Consider the following 21,944-nt stretch of genomic DNA (forward strand, 5'->3'; position numbering starts at 1 on the left):
TGTCGGGGAGTGGCTTAGCGCAGACCGTGGCTATCGTTCAACAGCCTGAGCGCGCGGCTGTTTTCGGATTGCGGAAGGGCATTTGCCCACCTCAGACCTTGGCGGTCTCCGGCAGCGAGAAGGCCTGGATCGAGAAACGGCAATCCGCGTCAGTCCACACCCCGGCCGGCTCCCAGCCCACGCCACGGGCAAGCGCCGCGAGCGAGTCCGGCGTATACTTATAGCTGTTCTCGGTGTGGATGGTCTCACCGGCGCGGAAGTCGAAGCACTCGCCCGCCACCTTCACCTTCTGCCGCTTGGTGCTGGCCAGATGCATTTCCACGCGCTGGCGCTCCCGGTTGTAGAAGGCGTGATGTTCGAACGTCTTGAGATCGAACGTGCCGCCGAGTTCGCGGTTCATGCGCGTCAGAAGATTGAGATTGAATTTTTCGGTGAAGCCCGCCGCGTCGTTATAGGCGGCATTGAGGGTTTCGGAATCCTTCACCAGATCGGCGCCGATGATCATCCTGGCGCCGGGGCCGAGCGTCTTGGCCGCGTTGCGCAGAAAGGCCGAGGCTTCGTGCGGCTCGAGATTGCCGATGGTGGAACCCGGAAAAAAGCCGACGCGGGCCGGCGCGTCGACGGCTTCCTGCGGCAGCGCGAAGGGCTGGGTGAAATCGGCCTCGACCGGCCGCACGTTGAGCGACGGAAAATCCGGCGCCAGTTCGGCCGCTTCCTGCGCCAGCATTGGGCCGCAGATATCGACCGGCACATAAGCGGCCAGCGCCGGCGCGGCAGCTAGAAGGATACGCGCCTTCTTGTTAGAGCCGGAGCCGAATTCGATCAGCGCCGCGCCTGGCACGATCAGCTTGGCGATCTCGGCGCCCTGCTCGCGCAGGATGCTCATCTCGCAGCGCGTCGGATAGTACTCCGGCTGCTCGGTGATGCGTTCGAACAGCTCCGATCCGACCGCGTCGTAGAAATACTTGGGCGGCACGCGCTTGCGCTGCGCCGAGAGGCCTTTCACGACATCGGCGGCGAAGGCCGAGGTTTCGGCGTCATCCGCGATAAAAGATTGAGTTCGTGCCAACGCGACCATAGGGCCTCACGATCCGATCATGTGTCTTTCGGTGCCGTCCCGTTCAGGGAAATTCGGCGAGGCGCAGGCTTGAGAACTGCCAACGCGCCGGCGGATAAAAGAAGTTGCGGTAGGTTAAACGCTCATGGCCGTCCGGGGTTGCCAGCGACGCGCCGCGCAACACCATCTGTCCGCTCATGAACTTGCCGTTGTATTCCCCCAGCGCCCCTTCGGCAGCGCGGTATCCCGGATAGGACAAATAGGCACTGCGCGTCCATTGCCAAGACAGGCCGAAAGCGTCGGCGATGATGCCGGCGCGAACCGCCACTTCCCATTCCTGCTCACTGGGCAGGCACTTACCGGCAAAGCGGGCAAACGCGTCGGCCTCGTAATAGCTGACATGCAAAACCGGAGCGGCTGGATCGACCGGTTTCAGGCCGCCGAGCGTCATGACATGCCAGGTTCCATCGCCCTGCCGCCAGTATCCCGGTGCCTCCCAGCCTTCCGCCTGCACCGCCGCCCAGCCGTCCGATAGCCACAGCGACGGCGTGCGGTATCCGCCCGCCTCGATGAACGCCAGCCACTGCGCATTGGTCACGAGATGGCGCGCGATGCGCATTTTGGGAATAAGCGCGTCGTGGCGCGGCAGTTCGTTGTCGTAACAGAAGCTCGCATTGTCATGGCCGATCGGCTGGATGCCGGACGGCACATCGATGAAATCGTTGACCTCGCGCGGCCCAGTCGCGCCGCGCGGCATCTGCCAGTCGGGATCGTAAGCCGGGTTCGTCGGGTTCTGCGCGAAGGCGTGCAAAATGTCGGTGAGCAGCAGCTCCTGATGCTGCTGCTCGTGATTGAGACCGATCTCGAGAATCTCGAAAACTCGCGGCGCATCTTCTTCGGACACGTGTTCGATCAATCTCTCAACCGCGGCGTCGACATGCGCGCGATAACGCGTCACCTCTTCGCTGTTCGGCCGTGTGATCAGGCCGCGCTGCGGCCGCGCATGCCGCGGACCGGCGGCGACATAATAGGAGTTGAACAGAAAGGGAAAGCGTTCGTCGAACAGCGCATAGGATTTGTCGTATTCGCGAACGAGAAACGTCTCGAAGAACCAGGTCACATGGGCGCGATGCCATTTGGTCGGCGACGCATCCGCCATCGACTGCACGATCTGGTCCTCGGGCGACAGGAAGGACGCGCGACGCTCGGTCTCGGCGCGCACGGCGCGATAGGCCGCGAGAAAACGCGCGCGACGCTCGTCGGCCGGCTGATTTCGAAGTGAAGCGCCGGGGACCGACGACATCGCAGTGTGGGCCATCAACGGCCTCCGTGACGTATCTGAGGACAACTCGCCCCCGGCGTGTACCAACCCTCAAGCTATTTACGATTGGCAGCGGCAATTGTTCCATCGTCCGAACGCGCGCACAACCGCCAGCCTCGTCGCATTCTGGAGAGCTGTGGACGCCGACCGCATCGCACGCTTCGCCTGCCGCCGCGCGGGCTTAATTCCGCCGTGAGTCCAAGGCGATAACGGTCGATTGAAACCTCCACGGCCCGTCTCTATAAGGGGCGCCTCGGGGGTCTGATGCGCAGCAACGACGAGTCCGGTCGGACGGTCTGGGCGCTCGAACGCGATATGCGCGCCGGTTTGGCGTGGCAGCGTCGCGCGAACGGGAGATGCCGGATATGACATTCGATGTTGCCGCCTTCTACAAGGCCGAATTCGCCGAGCAGCGCGCGGTGGCGCAAGCGACCGAAGCTGCGCTCGGAAAGGCCTTCGCCGATCTGCTGGCGTCCTGCGTTACGTCGATCCGCGCCGGCGGCAAGATCATGCTGTTCGGCAATGGCGGCAGTGCCGCCGACGCTCAGCATCTCGCGACCGAACTTGCCGTCCGGTACAAGAAGGACCGTCCGGCCATCGCCGCCCTCGCCCTGACCACCGACACGTCGGTCTTGACCGCGGCCGGCAACGATTTCGGCTTCGACTACATCTTCGCGCGGCAGATCGAGGCGCTCGGCCGGCCGGGCGACGTCGCCATTGGCATCTCGACTTCGGGCAAAAGCCCCAATGTCACGCTGGCGCTGAAGCAGGCCAAGAAAATGGGCCTTGTCACCGCGGCCCTCACCGGCAAGGGCGGCGGCGATCTGACCGGCCTTCCGCAGCACCTGCTTGTGGTGCCATCCGACACCACGGCCCGCATCCAGGAGATGCACATCACGCTCGGGCAGATGCTGTGCGGCGCGATCGAGATCGAACTGGGCTTCGTCCAGCCGTGACGCTCTGGCGGTCCTACCGCGCAAGTCTGCCGGTGCAGGCCGACTGGCTCGTTGCCTTGCTGGCCGCTTCGCTGCCGTGGTCGACGTCCCTCACCGCCATCTTCGCCGTGCTGTGGCTGATTGCCGTCTTGCCAACACTGGGGCCTGAGGATTTCCGGCGGGCCTTTCTGCGGCCGGCCGGCGTCACGATCCTCGCCCTCGTCGGCTTGGCCGCGCTCGGCATGTTGTGGGCCGATGTGTCCTGGGCAGAGCGGTTCGACGGCTTTGACTCTTATCTGCGCCTTTTGTGCATTCCGCTGCTGCTGGCGCAGTTCAGCCGCTCCGAACACGCCGGCCGCGTCATGATCGGCTTTGCGGTGTCGTGCACGGTGCTGCTGGCCGTGTCGTGGCTAAGCTATTTCGGGCTGGTCCTGCCGCCGCCTTTCAAGCCGGACGGCATTCCGGTGAAGGACTACATTGCGCAGAGTGCGGTGCTGACGGTGGCGCTTCTGTTCTTCGTGCGGTTGGGCGTGGACGCCTGGGGAAACGGGAGACGCACTCTGGCGCTCGCGCTCGCGCTGCTCGCGACGTTGTGCCTGATCAACATCTTCTATATCGCCACCAGCCGCACGGCACTGGTGGTGACGACGCTGCTGCTGGTCGTGTTCGGCTTTCGCCGGTTCGGCTGGCGCGGCGCGGCAGCGATGGCCGTCGCCTTTGTCATCCTGATCGCGGCGGCCTGGCCGACGGCCGATTTCCTGCGCCAGCGGGTGGTCGGATTCGTTCAGGAAGTCCAGAGCTTTACTCCGGAAGGCCGGGCGACACCGGCGGGCGAGCGCCTCGAGTTCTGGCGCAAGTCGGTATCCTTCATCGCGGCGGCGCCCATCCTCGGACACGGCACCGGCTCTATTCGCAATCAGTTTCAGAAGGCCGCGGAAGGACAATCAGGGATGGCTGCGACGGTCGCCGCCAATCCACACAATCAAATGTTCGCCGTGGGGATTCAGATCGGCCTGGTCGGTATCGCGATCCTGATCGCGATGTGGCTGTCTCATGTGGCCTTGTTCGGATCCCACAGTATTGCGGGCTGGATGGGGCTCGCGATCGTGCTGCAGAACATCGCCGGCTCAATGTTCAACTCCCATCTGTTCGATTTCACGCATGGCTGGCTATATGTGATCGGCGTCGGCGTTGCCGGCGGCGCTGTGCTTCGGGAAGCGCACCGTACCGGCGCGGCCGACCGGCGCGGCTAGATAACCTTCAGTCGCTCCAGGCCGCGAACCACCTGCTCTGCCAATTCGGTGGCGGTGAACTCGCCGGACTTCAAGTGCAGATCGGGCGATTGGGGCACTTCATAGGGCTGATCGACGCCCGTAAAATTCTTGATCTCGCCGGCGAGCGCGCGGCGGTAGAGTCCCTTGGGATCGCGCGCGACGCATTGTTCGAGCGGGGCATCGACAAAAATCTCCAGGAACTCGCCGTCTGCAACCAGCTCGCGCGCCATCTGACGCTCGGCGCGGAACGGCGAGATGAAGGAACAGAGCACGACAAGGCCCGCTTCGGTCATCAACTTGGCCACTTCGCCAATGCGCCGGATGTTTTCGACACGATCGGCTTCGGTGAAGCCCAGGTCGCGATTGAGGCCATGCCGCACATTGTCGCCGTCGAGCAACAAAGTGTGCACGCCGCGCGCGTGCAACTGGACCTCGACGAGATTGGCGATCGTCGATTTTCCCGCGCCGGAGAGCCCGGTAAACCAAAGCACTGCGGGCCGGTGATTGTTGAGCAGCGACCGCTTTTCCTTGGTCACCGTGATATTCTGGCGATGAATGTTGGTGGCGCGGCGCAAGGGAAAATCGACCATACCCGCCGCGACGGTTTCATTGGAGACGCGGTCGATCAGAATGAATGCGCCGGTCGTCCGGTTGTCGGCATAGGTGTCGAAAACGATCGGCCGCCCGGTCGACAGGTTACAGACGCCGACTTCGTTCAGCGCCAGAGTCTTGGCGGCAAGCTTGGCCAGGCTGTCGGTATCGACCCGGTGCTTGAGTTCCGTCACGGTGGCGACCACGGCACCGTGGTTGATCTTCATCAGATAGGAGCGCCCCGGCAGCAGCCGCTCCGCCGACATCCAGACGAGATGCGCGGCGAATTGATCGGCCACCTGCGGCCGCTCGCGCATGGGCGCCATCACATCGCCGCGGGCGATGTCGATCTCGTCGGCGAGCGTTACCGTGACGGCGTCACCGGCCTCGGCACGGTCAACCTCACCGGCCGGCGACAGAATGGACTTGATGACGCTCGATCGTCCCGACGGCAGAACGGCGATCTCCTCGCCGATGCCTATCGTGCCGCTGGCCACAGTGCCGGCAAAACCGCGGAAATCCAGATTGGGCCGGTTAACCCATTGCACCGGCAGGCGGAATGCCTTGGCGGCGCGGTCATCCTCGACATCGACGGTTTCAAGAAATTCGAGAAGAGAGGGCCCGTCGAACCAGGGCGTTTTGTCGCTTCGCACCGACAGATTGTCGCCGTAGCGGGCCGAAAGCGGGATCGCCTGCACGACCTTGAAGCCGAGCGGCGCGGCGAAGGCGGCGAACGCGCCGGCGATGCCATCGAAGACGTCTTGCGAAAAGCCGACGAGGTCAATCTTGTTGACCGCCAGCACCACATGCCGGATGCCGAGCATGCCGGCAATGATGGCGTGCCGCCGCGTCTGCGCCAGCAGGCCTTTGCGCGCGTCAACCAGAAGAATGGCGAGGTCGCTATTGGATGCGCCGGTGGCCATGTTGCGGGTGTATTGCTCGTGGCCGGGCGTATCGGCGACGATGAAGGCGCGGCGCGGCGTCGCGAAATAACGATAGGCGACATCGATGGTGATACCCTGCTCGCGCTCTGCTTCGAGACCGTCGAGCAGTAATGCGAAATCGATGTCGGCGCCGGTGGTGCCGTGCTTTCTGGAATCGCGGGTCAATGCCGCAAGGTGATCATCGAAGATCAGATTCTGTTCGTAAAGCAGCCGGCCGATCAGCGTCGATTTTCCGTCGTCGACCGATCCGCAGGTCAGAAAGCGCAGCACCGGCCGCGAGCGCACCACACTGCCAGCGATGTCTGGTCCGGGCGAGCTCATCAGAAATAGCCCTCGCGCTTCTTCTTTTCCATCGAACCACTATCGTCGTGATCGATGAGCCGGCCCTGCCGTTCCGAACTCGACGACGAGCGCATCTCCTCGATGATGGCATCAAGCGTGTCGGCCCCCGAACGGATGGCGCCGGTCAAGGGATAACAGCCGAGCGTGCGGAAGCGGACGCTCTCCATCCGCGGCGTCTCGCCCGGTTCGAGGGGCAGCCGCTCGTCATCGACCATGATCAGCGTGCCCTCGCGCTCCACCACCGGGCGCGACTTAGCGAAATAAAGCGGCACCACCGGGATATTCTCGGCGCGGATGTAATCCCAGACATCGATCTCGGTCCAGTTCGATAGCGGAAACACGCGCAGCGACTCGCCAGGTTTGATGCGCGCGTTAAACAGGCGCCACAATTCGGGCCGCTGGTTGCGCGGGTCCCAGCCGTGAGATGCGCTGCGATGTGAGAAGATGCGCTCCTTGGCCCGGCTCTTCTCTTCGTCGCGCCGGGCGCCGCCGAAAGCCAGATCGAACTTCCATTTGTCGAGCGCCTGCCGCAGCCCCTCGGTCTTCATGACCTGCGTATGAACCGCCGATCCCGACGCAATCGGCGAAATACCGCGCCGGAGCCCCTCCTCGTTGACATGAACGAGCAGATCCATCCCGATCCGGGCCGCGGTCTCGTCCCTGAAGGCGAGCATCTCGCGAAATTTCCAGGTCGTGTCGACGTGCAGAAGCGGAAATGGCGGCTTGCCCGGTGCAAAGGCTTTTTGCGCAAGGTGCAGCATCGCGCTGGAATCCTTGCCGATGGAATAGAGCATCACCGGGTTGCGCGACTCGGCGACCGCTTCGCGAATGATTTCGATCGCCTCGGCTTCAAGGCGGCGCAGACCGATGTTGTGCTCACGCCAGGTCATGACGACTTTCAACAAATAGAAACCGAAGAATAGCGGCCATTGCCGCCGCGCTCAAAGCCGCCACAAGTCGATACCGTCCGGACAGTGGCTACGATCGAGCCGCGACTTGACATCGATGACCGACCCGCGACCGCCCTTGAGCAGACGGGACATCAGCGCCCAGCCTTCGTGCACATAGTCGCTGTGCGCGACCGCAAAGACGACCGCGTCGGCAGGCCCCAGCTTGTCCATGGGCGTCAACTCGATGTCGTACTCGTGCCGGATCTCCTCTGCGGAAGCCATGGGGTCGTGAACCTGATAGCGCACGCCGAAGCGGTCCAGTTCGCGAATGATATCGATCACTTTGGAGTTGCGTATATCGGGGACGTTTTCCTTGAAGGTCATGCCCAGCACCGTCACCAAGGGGTTGGTGCAGTTTCGCTGCGTCAACATGCGCACGCATTCCTGCGCAATACGCGCACCGACGCCGTCATTGATACGCCGGCCGGCGAGAATGATCGCCGGGTGATAGCCGGCTTTCTCGGCGCGATGGGTCAGATAATAAGGATCGACGCCTATACAGTGCCCGCCGACCAGACCAGGCTGATAGTTGAGGAAGTTCCATTTGGTTGCCGCCGCGGCGAGAACATCCGCGGTGTCGATATCGAGCACCTGAAAGATCGCGGACAGTTCGTTCATGAACGCGATATTGAGATCGCGCTGGGTGTTCTCGATGACCTTGGCGGCTTCGGCGACCTTGATTGACGGCGCACGATGGATGCCGGCCTTGACCACCGAGCCGTAGACCTTGGCGACGATGTCGAGCGCTTCGGGAGTCTGCGCCGAAACGACCTTGGTGATGGTCTCGAAGCGGTGCTGCTTGTCGCCGGGGTTGATGCGCTCCGGCGAGTAACCGATCCAGAAATCTTGGCCCGCCTTGAGGCCGGAGCCGGCCTCCAGCACCGGAAGGCAATCTTCTTCGCAGGCCCCGGGATAGACCGTGGACTCGTAGACGACGATATCCCCACGCTTGAGATATTTGGCCACGGTGCGCGATGCCGACAGCATGGCGCCGAGATCCGGCCGCCGCGCCTCGTCGATCGGCGTCGGCACGGTGACGATGAAGAAGTCCGCTTTCGCTAGGGCCGAGTCGTCGGCGCTGTAGGTCAGGTTGGGATTAACCAAATCCGCTGCGTCGACCTCAAGCGTACGGTCATGCCCCGATTTCAGCTCCGCGATCCGGTCCGCATCGACGTCAAACCCAACCACCGGGACGCCCGCACGGGCAAAGGCGACCGCAACCGGCAGGCCTACATAACCAAGGCCGATGACCGCAATTGTCCGATTGTGAGTCAGCATCTTCCCGGAATTCCGTTGGCGCGCGAAATAGACAGGCGTTGATACACGTAGCGTTCGTGCCGTGTCGATATCCTACTCTAGGCACTGCCCTAGCCGAATTCCAAGGCTGGATATAGAGACAACACCACCTGCCCCGGCGCCCCCGGACGTGCGATGCGCCAGGCCATCAAAAAGGACTAAATCCGGGCTTGCCCGTCGAGCGTGGCGGGATGCTATGTGGGTCCGTCCCGTTCGAATCGAACCGATTAAAAAGCCGAATCCCTTATGCTGGATGCGACGATCATCATTCCGGTCTTCAATCGCCAGGCGCTGTGCGAACGAGCGCTGCACAGCGTCGTCGTACAGAACGTTGCGAATACCGAGATCATCGTTGTCGACGACTGTTCTCAGCCCGCATTCACGCTGCCGTCCAGTCTTTCCGGCCATGGCATTCGCGTCATTCGCCACGAAAAAAACCACGGCGCCGCGGCGGCGCGTAACACCGGGATCGAGGCGGCACAAGGCGAGTGGCTGCTGTTTCTCGACTCCGACGATTACTGGCTGACGGATACGCTCGCCCCTCGCCTGACGATGGCGCAGCAGAACTACGCCACGAACCGGTCCGCCCTCACCGCTTTTGTCGCGGGCTTCGTACTGGAAAACAAGTCAATTGGCCGCCATGACACCCGCATCCCTCGCGCGAGTGACGATCCACTCGACTTCGCCAGTGGCTGCTGGTTTTCGCCGGGCTCGACCCTGCTTCTGCGCCGGGAGGTCTTTGCGAAGATCGGGCCTTACGATACGGCGCTCGCGCGCCTCGAAGACCTCGACTGGTTTTTGCGCTTTGCCCTGGCCGGCGGCCGGCTCGAGCGATGGCCGAATGTTGCCGCTATCATCGAACTCGGCGGCAAACCGCGCCGCGACACTCTTGAACAGGCCGCACACCGGTTGCTGACCAAATACGCCACCACCGGAAGTCCGAACCGCCTGACCGCGCCCTTTATTCGTCGGCTGAAGGCCTATCTGGATGTCGAGCGTGCGTCGATTGCCGCCGCCAATCGAGACTGGCTGGCGACAGCCTTCTATTTTGTCCGGTCGTGGCTGCGTGTTCCGCGCACGACGCTCCATCTCAAACGCTTCTGGGATTGAACGCACCCTCAATTCTGTCGCGTCACGGCGTTCTGAAGCTTCCTCAACCGCCGTCGTAGTGCGGGCGAAGCCAGCGGACGGACATAAGACCAAAGCCCACGCCCGATAATGCGTATAGCAAGCTGCGGCGTCACCCATTGTCTTCCGAGGGGGCTCGCAAGCAGCCAATACAATGTCCTTAAACGATATTCCGGGATCAATCCGGCGTCCTGAAACCGTTTGATGACATCGGCATAGGCGGGGGTCGCGAACCGCTCCAGCACCTTCATCAACATCGGCCGCTGCGCGCGTGAATCGCGCAGGCTTTGCGCGGAATAAGAATCGCCTCGCACCGTCAGACATGTCAGCGATTCCGGCAGATAGCACGCGCCGTGACGACAGGCGACGACAAGAACCAGGAACCAATCGGAAAGCCAGTGCAGATCGGGATCGAAGCCCCCCGCCTGACGGAAGGCGGAGGCACGAAACAGGCCCGTATTCGACGAAATATGAAAGTAGTTGCGGCCGAACAAGGCGACGAGCGCGTCCGGCGAGTAGAATATTGGCTTGTCGCTCAGATTAAGAGGGTAATGAATCTTGGTCCCCTCTTTTTCATAATATTCCGTCGGATCGGAGAAACTCAGACCGGCCTCCGGATGGTGATTCATTTCGGTGACGCAGCGCTCGAGGAAATTCGGCGCGACAAAATCGTCGGCAGCCGCGCAGCAGATGAATTCGCCTTCCGCCACCTCGAGCGCGCGCATGACGGCGTAATTGACGCCGCGGTTTTCCCCCAGCGCGACCGACCGAACGCGCGGATCGCGCTTCGCAAAGTCTTCGATGACCTCGCGGCTATTGTCCGTCGAGGCGTCGTCAACGACGATGATTTCGAAATCGGTCCACGTTTGCGCCAACATCGCATCCAGCGCGCGCGGCAGATAATGCGCGTGGTTGTAGTTGGGCATCAAAACGGAGACGAGGCCGGTCCTGGGCAAGGACAACTCCCACGCATTGTCGCTAGCCGCCCGAGTTCGATCGGGACCGGCGCGCGCCGCCTGTCAGGCGGAAACGCCCAGTGACAGGTGCTCGAGGCCGGCCGCACGGCAAGCGGCGCCATCAAGGCACTTATACGGGTCGATGACGACCTTGCCACGCAGATGTTTGGCGATGTCGGTCGGGGCAAGCGCCTTGAACTGCGGCCAGGGCGTTACGATGACCAGCGCATCGGCACCGTCGCAAGCCTCCAGTTCACTCCCCTTGCCGGCGAGCCGCGGATGCCATTCCGGTTTCGGCGCAACGACCGGATCGAAGGTCTGCACCTTCGCATCCTTGATCTGGGACAGAAGCGCCAGCGACGGCGAATTCTTGGTCGAGTGCGTATTTTCCTTGTAGGCGAGCCCAAGCACCGCCAGCGTCGCATCGGGCGTTGCCGCCAGCACCTTGCTGCGCAAGGTGCGCAGCACCCAGTCGCGCCGGTAGCGGCTGTTGTGCTGCCAGGCGCGCACCACGCCGACATCGGTGCCATGCTTGTCGCCGAGGCGGACGATGGTCGCGAGGTCGCGCTCCAGATTGCCGCCGGCAATGCCGAGGCCCGGCGCTAGGTACGAATACTGGCCGATCCGGCGGTCAAGCTTCAACGCCGGCACGATTTCCGACCAGTCGGCCCCAATATTCTCACAGATCTCGGCCAGCGTATTGGCGGTCGACACCGAGGCGACCAGACAGCAATTGATGGCGATCTTGGTGAGCTCGGCGCTCTCGAAACGCATCGGCAGAATCGGACAGCCGAAGGCCTTGAGGAAGGTGTCGAACGCCGGCGGCAAGGGCTTGCCCGGCTCCGCCACGCCGACGATAAAACGCTCCGGCAGCGTCACGCGCTCCACGGCGCGGCCGAACACCAGGGTCTCGACCTGGTAGTAAAGCTGGCGCCCCGGCCGCTGCCGCGCCCGGGTAAAGCCCGGCGACACCTGGCTCAGCACCACGACGACGGCGTCCGGCCTAGTATTGGCCAGCACCAGTTCAAGGAGCTTGTCGAGACCGGTCAGATCGCTCGTCCCGGTGTCGTCCGTCGGCACGTCCGGCGCGACATAGACCAGGTCGCAAGCCTTGAGATCGGCCGCATCGGCCGTGAAGCTAATGCGCGCGCGGTTGTCGCGCAGCATATCGTCAAGGTCTGGCTCGACCACCGGCAATTGCCCGGCCTTGAGCCGCTCGACCAGCGCGGCGTCGGCGTCGAAGCAGACCATGTCGAAGCCCTTGCTCGAGCCGCCGATGGCCGAGCAGAGGCCGAGATGGGTCATGCCGGCATAGCCGACCGTTGGTTTGCTCATTGTGCGTTCGCGACCTTGACCGCAGTGGCTGACAGCTGTCCAAGCACCCGCAGCAGCCAGCGATCGTTTGAAAGATTTGCCGGCGCCGCCTCGGCGATCAGACGTTTGAAGTGATCATATTCAAGCGCCCAGGTCGGGTCGTCCTGAACCAGCGTGACGTCCTGCTCGGGCGGACGACCGCTCGGCAAGACGCGGCGGCGATGGGTAAAGGTTGTCGGCCCCCACTTGCACAGCGAGGCGATATGCGCCGTACCGTTCTCGGCGAAGATGTCGCAAGTGAAATGGTTGCGCCACGACAGCAGCGTCATCTCGAGTTCGATGCGCGGGCTACCAGCCTCGCAGCCGATCACGACATGGTCGGGCGCCCGGTTCTCGAAGCTGTTCGCAGAGATCACGCGGAAATCGTCGCTGATGTCGCCGAACCAGAAGCGCAATGTGTCGAGCAGATGCGAGCCGAGATCCGGCAAAACGCCGGCGCCCTGATCGCGCCACGCCGAATTACGCACCAGCCGCGCCGTGCCGTTGCCGTAGAACATGCGGCAGCGATAGATGCGGCCGAGTTCGCCCGACTGCACTAGGTCGCGCATGCGCACATAGTGCGGCTCGAAGCGGTGATTGTAGGCCGTATAGCAGATCGCGCGGTTGGCCCGCGCGACGGCCTCAAGCTCGGCCAGTTCGGCGTCGCTTTCGGCATGCAGCGGCTTTTCGACCAGCACGTGCTTGCCGTTACCGAGCAGGTATTTGAGGATCTCGACCTTCGGCTCGTCCGGAATGCAGGCCAGCACGGCGTCATAAGCGTCGAGCGGCACATCGCGGACATCGCGCCAATTGGCTTCCGGCGCGACGGGATCGACTATGCCGGCCGCCTCATCACCGGCAATCCGGTGCCGTTTCTTGCCCTGAACGCCGTAGCCGACAACAAGCATCCGCATTGGTTGAGCGAGCTCACGCGTAATTGGCAAAGCGTTCGAAACGCTCGAGCTTGTCGATGACGTCCTTCGGACGAACCGGCACATTGCCTTCGTGTTCGCACTCGACGGCGGCCGCCAACGATCCAAGCACGGAAGCAATCACGCTGCTGCCCGTCGAGAATAGCGACAGCGCCGCATAGGCCAGCAACGCATCGCCGGAGCCCACAGCATCGACGATCCTTTCCGCGAAAGTATCCACGGCGAAGAAGGCACGCACGTCCTGCTCCTCCTCGGGAATCGAGCGGAAGGTCATCAGGCCGCGCTCGCCCAGCTTCAGGATCAGCGTCTTGCAATGCGCCTGCTTGTAAAGCTCAAGCCCGAGCGGACGCACGACCGAGTCCTGATCGCCAAGCGCAAAACGTGCCTCGCGCTCATTCGGCGTAATCAGGTCGAAGCCCTGGAACTCCAGGATATTGCCCCAGCGCGAAGCAACCTGACTGTCGGCGACACGGAACGCGTCCTTCGGAATCGCAGCGGTCAAACCGGGGATCGTGTCGCGGTTGAACATGCCATGCCGGAAGTCGGAAAAGACGACGATGTCGGCCGGCGTTTCCTCGACCTGCGACTTCAGCGTTTCGACCACCCGCTCGGAAATCGAGCGATTATCGAGCGTGTCGACCTTCAGAAGATTGTAGCCGCCGGCGATGATCGCATTCTTGTTCGTGGTGGGCCGTGTCGGGTCGATGATCGGGACGCATTCGACACCGGCTTCCTTGAGATCGTCGAGGGCAAATTCGGCGAGCTTGTCGTTACCGAGCACGGTCGAATAGGTCACCTTGGCGCCTGCCGCGCGCAAGTGCTTTGCGACAATGCCCGCGCCGCCGACGAAGTCCTTTCGATTCTCGAAGCGCACGCTCATCGTCGGCGTCTTGGTCATGCCGCCGATCAAAACCGTATGCGTGTAGCTGTCGACGATCGTGTCGCCGATGACGTGAACGCGGATGTCCTTGAGCTTGCCGGCCGCTTCCTTGAGGGAATCGAAGCTGAGCTTCTCAGCCTGAAGCAGCGACAGCAGCTTTTCGGTCGCGATCGCCGGCGGCTCGGTCTCGATGATGTGCGAGGAGGAGTAGACGATGTCGCCGGGCGTGAAGAGAATCTCGCCGCCATAGGACTCGACCGCGGTCTTTTCATCGGCGGTGCGCGGCGGCAGACCGCCCTTCACATATTCATAGCCCTTGGCGAAATAGTCCGGCTTGATAACCTTGATGTTCTCGATCGGAGTCGGCAGGTGGTCGATGACCACAAAATCGACGACTTCGAGCGCCGCGAGATTGAACGCGCGCAGTTCCTGCGGAACGAACGGCCGGAAATTCGCCTTCGCGATATGGGCATCGGCGGTGAGGCTCGCGACGAGGAGATCGCCCTTGCTCTTTGCATAGAGCAGATGACGCACATGGCCTGGATGCACGATGTCGAAGGTGCCGTGGCACATCACGACTTTCTTCGCGCGCGGCCTGGCGCCGATCAGCTTCGCAATTTCGTCCGCAGTCTTGATCTTGTGACTGACGAGCGACTTACTGGCATCATCCATCATTGCTTGCCCCCGGCGGAAAGTGCGTTGAACCACCCGGCCGTTGCTTTTGCGATTGACGACGGCTCCCACAGCGGAGCGTCCCGCCAATATTCAATGTTCTCAACAACTCGCGCCACGCCCTGCTCGAAGCTGACGGACGGCTCCCAATTGAGGTCGCGGCGGATTTTTGTGATGTCGGCAAAAGTGCAATCGGGCTCGCCGGGGCGTTTTGGAATATGCACCACGGGCCCGCCAAGCAATTCGACCAGACGATTGACCGATTGCGGATTGCCGGCGCCGAGATTCCAAACCTGGCCGGTCTTTTCGGTCTCGGCCGCGCGCAGGAAGGCGGCAGCGATGTCGGTGACGTAGAGGAAATCGCGGGTCTGAGTGCCGTCACCGACCACGGTGAACGGCTTGCCCGCGAGTTTCTGCTTGAGGAACACCCCAAACACAGCGCCATAGGCGCCCGAGGTGCGCGAGCGTGTGCCATAGGCGTTGAAGATGCGGATCGAGTTGACCGGGAGCTTGTAGACCTTGTTCCAGTGAAAGGTCGCCTGCTCGCCCTGATACTTGCTCAGCGCGTAGGGATATTCGGTCTGGATCGGATGGTCTTCGCGAGTCGGAGTCGAAGCAAGCCCGTAGCACGATGACGATGCGGCATAGACGAACTTCTTTACGCCCTTGCCGCCATTGGCCGCGCGGGCGCATTCCAGCATGTGCACCGTGCCCTGCACATTGGCCGACATGTATTCCATCGGCCGCTCGATCGACGGCACGATGTCGCCAATGCCGGCGAAGTGAATCACATAGTCGACGCCGTCGAACAGCGGGTTGCCGGGCTGATAATCGCGGATGTCCGACGAGGCGAAGGTAAAGTCCGGATTGTCGGCGTGATGGGCGATATTCGCCTCACGGCCGCCGACCAGATTGTCGATGACCCTGACCTTGAACCCGCGTTCAATCAACAGATCCACCATATGGCTGCCGATGAACCCGGCGCCACCGGTAACGATCGCAACAGGCTTTGTGCTCATTTCGCGCCGATTTTCTTCATCGTCCTGACGTTGTAATACCAATCGTCATCGAAGCTCGCCGGCAGCAGGTGGTTGCGGAAGGCGCGCGTCAGGTCGCGCACCGCGTCCTCGATCGTCCGCTTCGGCCTGAAGCCGAGCACGCGGGTGACCTTGTCGGAATTGACGTGATAAGAGCGGTTGTCGTTCGACGGCGTGGTCACGATGTTGATCGGGCCGCGATCGGGCAACTCCTCTTCGACCACCTTCTTCGCCATCTCGGCGATGTTGGCAATCGAATGATTCTGGAAGCCGATGTTGAAAATCTCGCGATGAATCTTCTCGTGCGGCGCCTGGAGCATCAGTTCGTAGGCGTCGACCATGTCCTCGACATGGAGATTGGGCCGCATCTGCGCGCCGCCGAAGACCGTGATCGTGCCCTTGTTGACCGCATGATTGGTCAGGATGTTGACCGACAGGTCGAGGCGGGTGCGCGGGCTGTAGCCGCAGATGGTCGCCGGGCGAATCACCGTCGTAGTGAAGTCGTCGGAGTTGTACTTCCACAGCAGCGGTTCGCACATGCCCTTGTACTTGTTGTACAGGGTGAGCGGGACCAGCGGATGCTCTTCGGTGACGTTGGGCGAATCCGACACGCCGTAGACCGAGCTCGACGAGGCATAGACAAAGCGCTTCACGCCGGCGTTCTTGCAAGCCAGCACCATCGGCTCGAAGCAATCGTAATTGATTGTCTTGGACAGGTTCTCGTCGAGCTCGAAGCTGGCATCGTTGGAGATGCAGGCCAGATGCAGGACCGCGTCGTGACCCTGGACCGCCGCGGCGAGCTTTTCGGTATCGCGAATGTCGCCCTGAATGACCCGCAGATTCGGATCATTCGGGAACCGCGCGCCGAAGAACAGCGTGTCGTAGACTGTGACCTTGTAGCCACGCGCCAGAAGACGGGGCGTCAGAACGTGCCCAACGTAGCCGGCGCCACCGGTGATAAAGACCTTCTCGAACAAGACACGATCTCCAGGATTTCCCGTTATGCGCGACGGCTTTTACCTTCCGACCCGCACCTTGGCAATTGGCATCTGCAGGAAGCTGCCCAGTTTGCCACTTAAGTCGCAATCTTAAAACCGGCTGCCTGCGCGTCGTTATAAAACATCTTTACGGTTTCTAACGAATAGGCGTCTTGGTCTTTCCCGATCAGGGACAGTTTCTTGAGGATGTCATTCGTCACGGTGATGATGCCGCAACCGACCTCGTCGGCCTGGATCACGTTCAGCAATTCGCGCGGGCTCGCCCACAGTAGTTCCGCCTTCGGCCGCGACGCCTGCAGAATCTTCGCCGCCTTGGTCATCAGCGGTACCGGATCGATACCGGAATCGGCGATGCGCCCGGCGAACACCGACACGATCGCCGGCACATCAGAATTGAGGGCGGCAGCAATCTTCTCGACCTGATCGAGCGTGAAAACCGCGGTGACGTTAACCTGGACGCCACGGCTCACGAGACGCGAGATCAAGGGACCGGTAAAGACGCCCTTCGTATTGGTGACAGGAATCTTGATGTTCACATTGGAGCCCCAGGACGCGATCTTGAGCGCCTGCGCTTCCATCTCGTCGAACTCGTCGGCGAAGACTTCGAACGAAACCGGACGATCCGGAATCGCCGCAAGAACCTTGTGGGCGAAATCGACATAGTCCGTAACGCCCGCCTGTTTCATCAAGGTGGGGTTGGTCGTGAAGCCCTTCACGACGGGATTGGTGTAGAGGTTCTTCATGCTCTGAAGATCCGCACCGTCGGCGAAAATCTTGATCTTCAAAGAGGCAACACTCGTCATCGCTAGCGCTTCCTTCTCGTTTCTCCGCGCGTCCCCGTTTCGCCCGCCAAGCTGGATTGATCCGGCCTAGCTCGACTTGGGCAGCGCCGCCAAAATCAATGGAACCGCTTCGACCAGCGATCCGACGACCAGATCGGGCCGGGTCGGACGCCGCTCCTGCGGATAGTTGTAGTCCACGAATACCGTTCGGCAGCCGGCCGCCGCACCCGCATCAATGTCCCGCCAGCGATCGCCGACCATCCAGCTTTGAGACAGGTCGATGTCGTACTTCCGGGCGGAACGCAATAGCATTCCGGGCTTCGGCTTGCGACAGTCGCAATTTTCCCCTTCGGTGTGAAAACACACCTCGATGTCGTCCACAGGTACCTGACGACGCAAAATGTCGTGCATTTGGTCAAGTACGGTAGGGGTTTGCAGGCCGGTGCTGACGTCCGGCTGATTGGTGGCGACGACGATCATCAAGCCGGCGTCGCGCAGACGGCCAACCGCTTCCGGAACCCCGGGCAGAATTTCGAAATCCTCCAGCGCGACCGGGGCATAGCCCCGCCCATTGCGGACGATATTGCGATTGATCACGCCGTCACGGTCGAGAAAGACTGCCCGTCGCATTACGCATCCTTGGCCGCCCGGCTCTGCCGCGGCACGTGAATAAACACGCTCCCCCAGCGCTCGGCCGTTCATCGCGGCCTAACACGGAGGCACCCGGAAAGGTTGAAATCGGGCAAGCCTTATCAGCCGCGCCGACGGCCGTCCAGCGCCAGGCCCGCGGTACCGGGCCAATCCGCACGGCAAGATACAACTTGCTACGGCGCGCGGCGCCCTATATTTCAACGACCTTCAATCGGTCCGGGGGGCTCTTTGTCGATGTCGCACGCTGAAACCTACCTCAAAGAAGTCGTCGAAACGGCGCAAAAACTGTCGGTTGCAGACATCGAGAGCCTGTGCGACGAGTTGGTCGCTCTCCGCGAGCGCGACGGACGGCTTTTCTTCCTGGGCGTCGGCGGCAGCGCCGGCAATTGCGGCCATGCCGTCAACGATTTCCGCAAGCTGTGCGGCATCGAAACCTACGCGCCGACCGACAACGTCTCGGAGCTTACCGCCCGGACCAATGACGAAGGCTGGCACACGGTTTTTTCCGAGTGGCTCAAGGTCAGCCGGGCCAATGCCAAGGACGCGATCTTCATTTTCTCGGTGGGTGGCGGCAACCTCGAGAAGAACGTGAGCCCCAACCTGGTCGCGGCTATTCAGGAAGCCAAGAGCCGCAACATGAAGGTCTTTGGCATCGTCGGCCGCGACGGCGGCTACACCAAGAAGGCTGGCGACGTCGTTGTTGTGGTGCCGACTACCCACGATGGGCGCGTGACGCCGCACGCCGAAGAGTTCCAGGGCGTGGTTTGGCACTGTCTCGTGTCGCACCCGAAACTGCAGAAAAATGCCACGAAGTGGTAGTCTCCTCAGCGCCGTCTGAATGACCCATTTTGGAACCGAACCGGGAACCGCCGCGTCCGGCATCGGTTGTCGAGGTATTATATAGACTACCGCGAGGGGTTTGTTGCGGTGCCACAACCGCTCCTGTATTAGAACAATTCAAGCCGGCAACCAGCCCAGAGACGGTGTTCTTTGCTCAAACCCCTAGAAATTGCCGCCAAAGGCGACGTGGTGCAAAACGACACGGAGCTGAAGGCTGAGGCTTTCGATTTCGAACTCGTCCTGTCGACTTTTTTCGAAGAGGTCATCGACGCCCTGAAGACGGGCGAGGGCATGATGGAGCCCGTGACCCACGGGCACATTTATCAAAAGTTTCTCGACTTCTTTGCTTATCGCATTCCTGGAGCCGACGCTCGCGTTCGCGAAATCGGCACGATGCGCCGGCCAAAGAAACCGTCGCTGCACAAGCGGCTCATCGCGGCGACGCCGGATGGCGTCAAGCGCTTCGTCAAGAAATTTGGCTGGCTCTACATCCTGGTCATCGGCATCGACGCCCTACTTTTTCCGAGCGAAAGCGCGAAACGGCGCGTATCACTGCGCGGTCAAATCGCGCGCCGAATTCCGACGTCGTTGCGCTTCAGGCTTTCGCATATTCAGTTTCTTCGATCGCTCGACGAGACGATATTCCGTCCACGCTGGAAGTCGAAAGAGAAGCAGAAACCTCTCTGGGCCTTTACAAAGGACGAAATCGCGAAACTCGCAAAAGTATTGGTCGCCGACAATGCGGAGGCCCTGCGCGACGGGCTGGAAGCGGCGCGCAAGCTCGACGCCGATCCGCGCGACGTCTACGTCTTCGTGTCCCATCTGTTTCCGACGACCTGGTCACCGCACGTGCGCGCGCTCAATGACCGGGGTAACCACACGGTTTGGTGCGGCATCGACGACCCGCACGAATCGGCGGGATACGGCGTCCTGGAATCGCCGCTCGTTCCGGTCACGACGCATGTTCATTTGACGTTTCTCGGCGTCATTGTCTTTCTCTGCGCGACGCGCCGGTGCCAGATCCTGATGAGCGGCGAGTGCTTCTACGGCTCGAACTGGAACGCCGAAGACACGACCGTTCTGTACTCGCTGCTGTCGAGCGTGCTGTCGACCATGCGCCGCCGGCGCGCCGGCACCAAGAACCTTACGCTGCTGATGTATGACGGTCTCAAGCCGATCAACCTGTCCGGCAACGCGAAGAACGTTGCGATCACCCATTTCTATAAGCGGCTGATGGGCACCGGCGACCGCATCATCTACAATTCCAATACCGAGCTTCTCGGAACCTTCAATCAGTACGCCATTCCCCTGAAGACCCCGCGGCTGCATTTTTACCGCTATTCGGAAGCACCGAAGGCGCCGAAGCCGCGCATTGACCTCGAAGGCGGCAGGAACATCCACATCGCTTGCATCACGGTATGCCTGAACGAGTTCGGCGAACCGTCGCGCGATATGGTGGCCGGCTACGTCCGCGACATCATCTGTTCGGGGATTCACTTCCACTACTACTGCATGACCGACCACCCGGTCATCAAAAAGTTCAAACAAGACCTCGGCGAATACGGGAAGTTCCTGCACCTCCATCCGATCATCAAGGATCAGTCAAAGCTGGTCGACGACCTTCACCAGTATCACGCCGGCTTCAATCCATCCGACCATGTGCCATTCGCACACGGCATCAGCTCCTTGAACGACCGATTCTACCAGGACGCCATGTCGGTGTTCTTGCAGTCGACCATCGGCACCTCCTTCCTGGTCTATGCCGCAGCGGGGCTTCCGGTGCTATTGCCACGCGGATGCGTCGGGGCCACGCAGTTGCTTGGTGATGTCGCGCTGCCCATCATCTTCGCCGAGATGAGCAACCTGCGTTCGATCCTTGAGGATTGCGATCTGGAGCATCGCCTGGCGCTGGCCGATAAGGACCGCTCGAAGGTCCACATCGACACTCACATCGACCGATTTGTGGAGTTCATGAAGCGGTGATGGCTGCGAGTGCCTCGCGATTGCGAGTATTTTTTCTGCACCTCCCGAAAGCGGGAGGAACGGCAATCGCAACGCGGTTCAAAACCGCTTTCGAAAGTGCAAACTCAGCGTCGACCGACACGTCATTACCCACCGACCCCAAACTCTGGAAAGAATGGTCGAAATACGACTTTATACACGGCCACTGCGGCTTCGGATTGTTCAAGAGCGTTGGACAAGATTACTCCTTGGTGACGAACTTCCGTCACCCGGTCGACCGCGTCGTTTCGCTGTATGATTTCTGGCGCAACAACATCGGACCCGAGGATACGATCGACGACGATATGAAGCGGGATAACCCGCCCTCCACGACTCTTGCGCCCTATCTAGCCCGACAGCTTTCGTTCTCGGAGTTCATCCGGCGGCAAGAAACCGCCATTTCGATCTACATCCGCAATTGGCACGCAAGACAGCTTCTGGGAGACCCTTGGGAGTACCGGAAGCTTTACATTTGGGATATGTGGCTGGTGCGGTTCCGCTTCAGCAGACTGTACTGGTTCTATGTCTGCGAGGAGCCCGAAAAGTCGGAAACGTGGTTCAGAGACCGATTTCCCTCTTTGGAGCACAAAGCCTTGGCCCTTGAAAATCCGACCGACTACTCCGAAAAAAGCCGGACAACTCCGTCGTCGGACGACATTCAAGTCATCCTGCGAGACAATTGGGCCGACGTCGAGCTGTACGAACGCGCCTTGAAGATATTGAAAAAGCGGGTCGATACCCTGGAGCGTCGATAAATTGGCGACCTATAGTGACTTGGTAATGGACTGATGCGCCTCGACCGAATTCGCGGGGACATTGACAACGCGTGGCGTCTGGATGATAGAACGTGGCCCGCCAGGGGGGCGGAGGCTCACTATCTCGCAGCAAATTCGACGGCCGCACGCCAAAAGGTACCGGTCTGAAAGTGTGCTAGTAACTTGCGGGAAGAAGCCAGCAGCCGGCATCGCTTCAAAGGGTTGCCTCGGCGCAGAGGCATAACCGCT

At 61.4% G+C, this 21,944-nt stretch carries 19 protein-coding genes; 6 read left to right on the top strand and 13 right to left on the bottom strand.

The features are described from left to right. Positions 1-91: 91 nt before the first annotated feature. Together egtD and egtB are read right to left on the bottom strand one after the other, a co-directional pair. On the bottom strand, positions 92-1,069 hold the full coding sequence (egtD, locus tag E8Q40_RS17415) for an L-histidine N(alpha)-methyltransferase (RefSeq protein WP_246662897.1): 978 nt from the start codon (positions 1,067-1,069) through the stop codon (positions 92-94). 52 nt (positions 1,070-1,121) lie between these two features. Beyond that, positions 1,122-2,375 carry an ergothioneine biosynthesis protein EgtB gene (gene egtB / locus E8Q40_RS17420; RefSeq protein WP_137045742.1) on the bottom strand — a complete coding sequence of 418 codons (1,254 nt, stop codon included), beginning with the start codon at positions 2,373-2,375 and terminating at the stop codon, positions 1,122-1,124. Positions 2,376-2,743: 368 nt separating this feature from the next. Between egtB and E8Q40_RS17425 the strand changes: the two genes are divergently transcribed. Further along, positions 2,744-3,334 (top strand): D-sedoheptulose 7-phosphate isomerase, encoded by a 591-nt coding sequence (locus E8Q40_RS17425; RefSeq protein ID WP_205995579.1) that lies wholly within the window; start codon positions 2,744-2,746, stop codon positions 3,332-3,334. A 32-nt stretch (positions 3,335-3,366) separates the two neighbouring features. After that, positions 3,367-4,566, top strand: a complete 1,200-nt coding sequence (locus E8Q40_RS17430; protein WP_137045744.1) for an O-antigen ligase — start codon at positions 3,367-3,369, stop codon at positions 4,564-4,566. Here E8Q40_RS17430 and cysN read toward each other — a convergent pair. Genes cysN through E8Q40_RS17445 form a run of 3 tightly spaced genes read right to left on the bottom strand, consistent with a single transcriptional unit; the run spans position 4,563 to position 8,689 of the window. Then, positions 4,563-6,443, bottom strand: coding sequence for a sulfate adenylyltransferase subunit CysN (gene cysN / locus E8Q40_RS17435; protein WP_137045745.1), 1,881 nt, complete (start codon positions 6,441-6,443; stop codon positions 4,563-4,565). The genes E8Q40_RS17430 and cysN overlap by 4 nt on opposite strands. Further along, complete coding sequence (gene cysD / locus E8Q40_RS17440) at positions 6,443-7,354, bottom strand: sulfate adenylyltransferase subunit CysD (RefSeq protein ID WP_137045746.1); 912 nt, start codon at positions 7,352-7,354, stop codon at positions 6,443-6,445. Before cysD ends, cysN begins: the two co-directional genes overlap by 1 nt. Positions 7,355-7,405: 51 nt before the next feature. Further along, positions 7,406-8,689: a nucleotide sugar dehydrogenase gene (locus E8Q40_RS17445; RefSeq protein ID WP_137046791.1), complete on the bottom strand. Its 1,284-nt coding sequence runs from the start codon at positions 8,687-8,689 to the stop codon at positions 7,406-7,408. A gap of 267 nt (positions 8,690-8,956) precedes the next feature. Here E8Q40_RS17445 and E8Q40_RS17450 point away from each other — a divergent pair, with 267 nt between their 5' ends. Continuing rightward, positions 8,957-9,820, top strand: coding sequence for a glycosyltransferase family 2 protein (locus E8Q40_RS17450; protein ID WP_137045747.1), 864 nt, complete (start codon positions 8,957-8,959; stop codon positions 9,818-9,820). 8 nt (positions 9,821-9,828) lie between these two features. On the opposite strand, the gene E8Q40_RS17455 is transcribed toward E8Q40_RS17450, so the two are convergent. The 8 genes from E8Q40_RS17455 to E8Q40_RS17490 form a co-directional block, all read right to left on the bottom strand. After that, positions 9,829-10,764, bottom strand: a complete 936-nt coding sequence (locus E8Q40_RS17455; protein ID WP_370455267.1) for a glycosyltransferase family 2 protein — start codon at positions 10,762-10,764, stop codon at positions 9,829-9,831. 93 nt (positions 10,765-10,857) lie between these two features. Further along, positions 10,858-12,129, bottom strand: a complete 1,272-nt coding sequence (locus E8Q40_RS17460) for a nucleotide sugar dehydrogenase (protein WP_137045749.1) — start codon at positions 12,127-12,129, stop codon at positions 10,858-10,860. Then, a complete protein-coding gene (locus tag E8Q40_RS17465; protein WP_137045750.1) occupies positions 12,126-13,061 on the bottom strand; it encodes a Gfo/Idh/MocA family protein in 936 nt (311 codons plus the stop codon). The genes E8Q40_RS17460 and E8Q40_RS17465 overlap by 4 nt, the downstream gene beginning before the upstream one ends. 13 nt (positions 13,062-13,074) lie before the next feature. Then, positions 13,075-14,634: a PfkB family carbohydrate kinase gene (locus tag E8Q40_RS17470; RefSeq protein ID WP_137045751.1), complete on the bottom strand. Its 1,560-nt coding sequence runs from the start codon at positions 14,632-14,634 to the stop codon at positions 13,075-13,077. Continuing rightward, entirely contained in the window at positions 14,631-15,650 is a 1,020-nt protein-coding gene (locus E8Q40_RS17475; protein ID WP_137045752.1) for a GDP-mannose 4,6-dehydratase, read from the bottom strand. Before E8Q40_RS17475 ends, E8Q40_RS17470 begins: the two co-directional genes overlap by 4 nt. Next, entirely contained in the window at positions 15,647-16,645 is a 999-nt protein-coding gene (locus tag E8Q40_RS17480; protein ID WP_137045753.1) for an NAD(P)-dependent oxidoreductase, read from the bottom strand. Before E8Q40_RS17480 ends, E8Q40_RS17475 begins: the two co-directional genes overlap by 4 nt. Positions 16,646-16,743: 98 nt before the next feature. Beyond that, positions 16,744-17,469 (bottom strand): transaldolase, encoded by a 726-nt coding sequence (locus E8Q40_RS17485; RefSeq protein ID WP_137045754.1) that lies wholly within the window; start codon positions 17,467-17,469, stop codon positions 16,744-16,746. 66 nt (positions 17,470-17,535) lie between these two features. Next, positions 17,536-18,078 (bottom strand): HAD-IIIA family hydrolase, encoded by a 543-nt coding sequence (locus E8Q40_RS17490; RefSeq protein WP_137045755.1) that lies wholly within the window; start codon positions 18,076-18,078, stop codon positions 17,536-17,538. A gap of 255 nt (positions 18,079-18,333) precedes the next feature. On the opposite strand from E8Q40_RS17490, the gene E8Q40_RS17495 reads away from it, so the two are divergent. The 3 genes from E8Q40_RS17495 (at position 18,334) to E8Q40_RS17505 (ending at position 21,695) form a co-directional block, all read left to right on the top strand. Beyond that, a complete protein-coding gene (locus E8Q40_RS17495; protein ID WP_137045756.1) occupies positions 18,334-18,918 on the top strand; it encodes an SIS domain-containing protein in 585 nt (194 codons plus the stop codon). A 171-nt stretch (positions 18,919-19,089) separates the two neighbouring features. Next, complete coding sequence (locus E8Q40_RS17500) at positions 19,090-20,922, top strand: hypothetical protein (protein ID WP_137045757.1); 1,833 nt, start codon at positions 19,090-19,092, stop codon at positions 20,920-20,922. After that, positions 20,922-21,695 (top strand): hypothetical protein, encoded by a 774-nt coding sequence (locus tag E8Q40_RS17505; protein WP_137045758.1) that lies wholly within the window; start codon positions 20,922-20,924, stop codon positions 21,693-21,695. The genes E8Q40_RS17500 and E8Q40_RS17505 overlap by 1 nt, the downstream gene beginning before the upstream one ends. The last annotated feature ends 249 nt before the right edge of the window (positions 21,696-21,944 follow it).

The organism is Pseudolabrys sp. FHR47 (assembly GCF_005153485.1).
Taxonomy (GTDB): domain Bacteria; phylum Pseudomonadota; class Alphaproteobacteria; order Rhizobiales; family Xanthobacteraceae; genus Pseudolabrys.

Bases quoted from the DNA above. Each gene is read 5' to 3' on its own strand.
- egtB (WP_137045742.1), bottom strand. From the start codon at position 2,375: ATGGCCCACACTGCGATGTCGTCGGTCCCCGGCGCTTCACTTCGAAAT.
- E8Q40_RS17425 (WP_205995579.1), top strand. From the start codon at position 2,744: ATGACATTCGATGTTGCCGCCTTCTACAAGGCCGAATTCGCCGAGCAG.
- cysN (WP_137045745.1), bottom strand. From the start codon at position 6,443: ATGAGCTCGCCCGGACCAGACATCGCTGGCAGTGTGGTGCGCTCGCGG.
- cysD (WP_137045746.1), bottom strand. From the start codon at position 7,354: ATGACCTGGCGTGAGCACAACATCGGTCTGCGCCGCCTTGAAGCCGAG.
- E8Q40_RS17450 (WP_137045747.1), top strand. From the start codon at position 8,957: ATGCTGGATGCGACGATCATCATTCCGGTCTTCAATCGCCAGGCGCTG.
- E8Q40_RS17455 (WP_370455267.1), bottom strand. From the start codon at position 10,764: ATGCCCAACTACAACCACGCGCATTATCTGCCGCGCGCGCTGGATGCG.
- E8Q40_RS17460 (WP_137045749.1), bottom strand. From the start codon at position 12,129: ATGAGCAAACCAACGGTCGGCTATGCCGGCATGACCCATCTCGGCCTC.
- E8Q40_RS17465 (WP_137045750.1), bottom strand. From the start codon at position 13,061: ATGCGGATGCTTGTTGTCGGCTACGGCGTTCAGGGCAAGAAACGGCAC.
- E8Q40_RS17470 (WP_137045751.1), bottom strand. From the start codon at position 14,634: ATGATGGATGATGCCAGTAAGTCGCTCGTCAGTCACAAGATCAAGACT.
- E8Q40_RS17475 (WP_137045752.1), bottom strand. From the start codon at position 15,650: ATGAGCACAAAGCCTGTTGCGATCGTTACCGGTGGCGCCGGGTTCATC.
- E8Q40_RS17485 (WP_137045754.1), bottom strand. From the start codon at position 17,469: ATGACGAGTGTTGCCTCTTTGAAGATCAAGATTTTCGCCGACGGTGCG.
- E8Q40_RS17490 (WP_137045755.1), bottom strand. From the start codon at position 18,078: ATGCGACGGGCAGTCTTTCTCGACCGTGACGGCGTGATCAATCGCAAT.
- E8Q40_RS17495 (WP_137045756.1), top strand. From the start codon at position 18,334: ATGTCGCACGCTGAAACCTACCTCAAAGAAGTCGTCGAAACGGCGCAA.
- E8Q40_RS17505 (WP_137045758.1), top strand. From the start codon at position 20,922: ATGGCTGCGAGTGCCTCGCGATTGCGAGTATTTTTTCTGCACCTCCCG.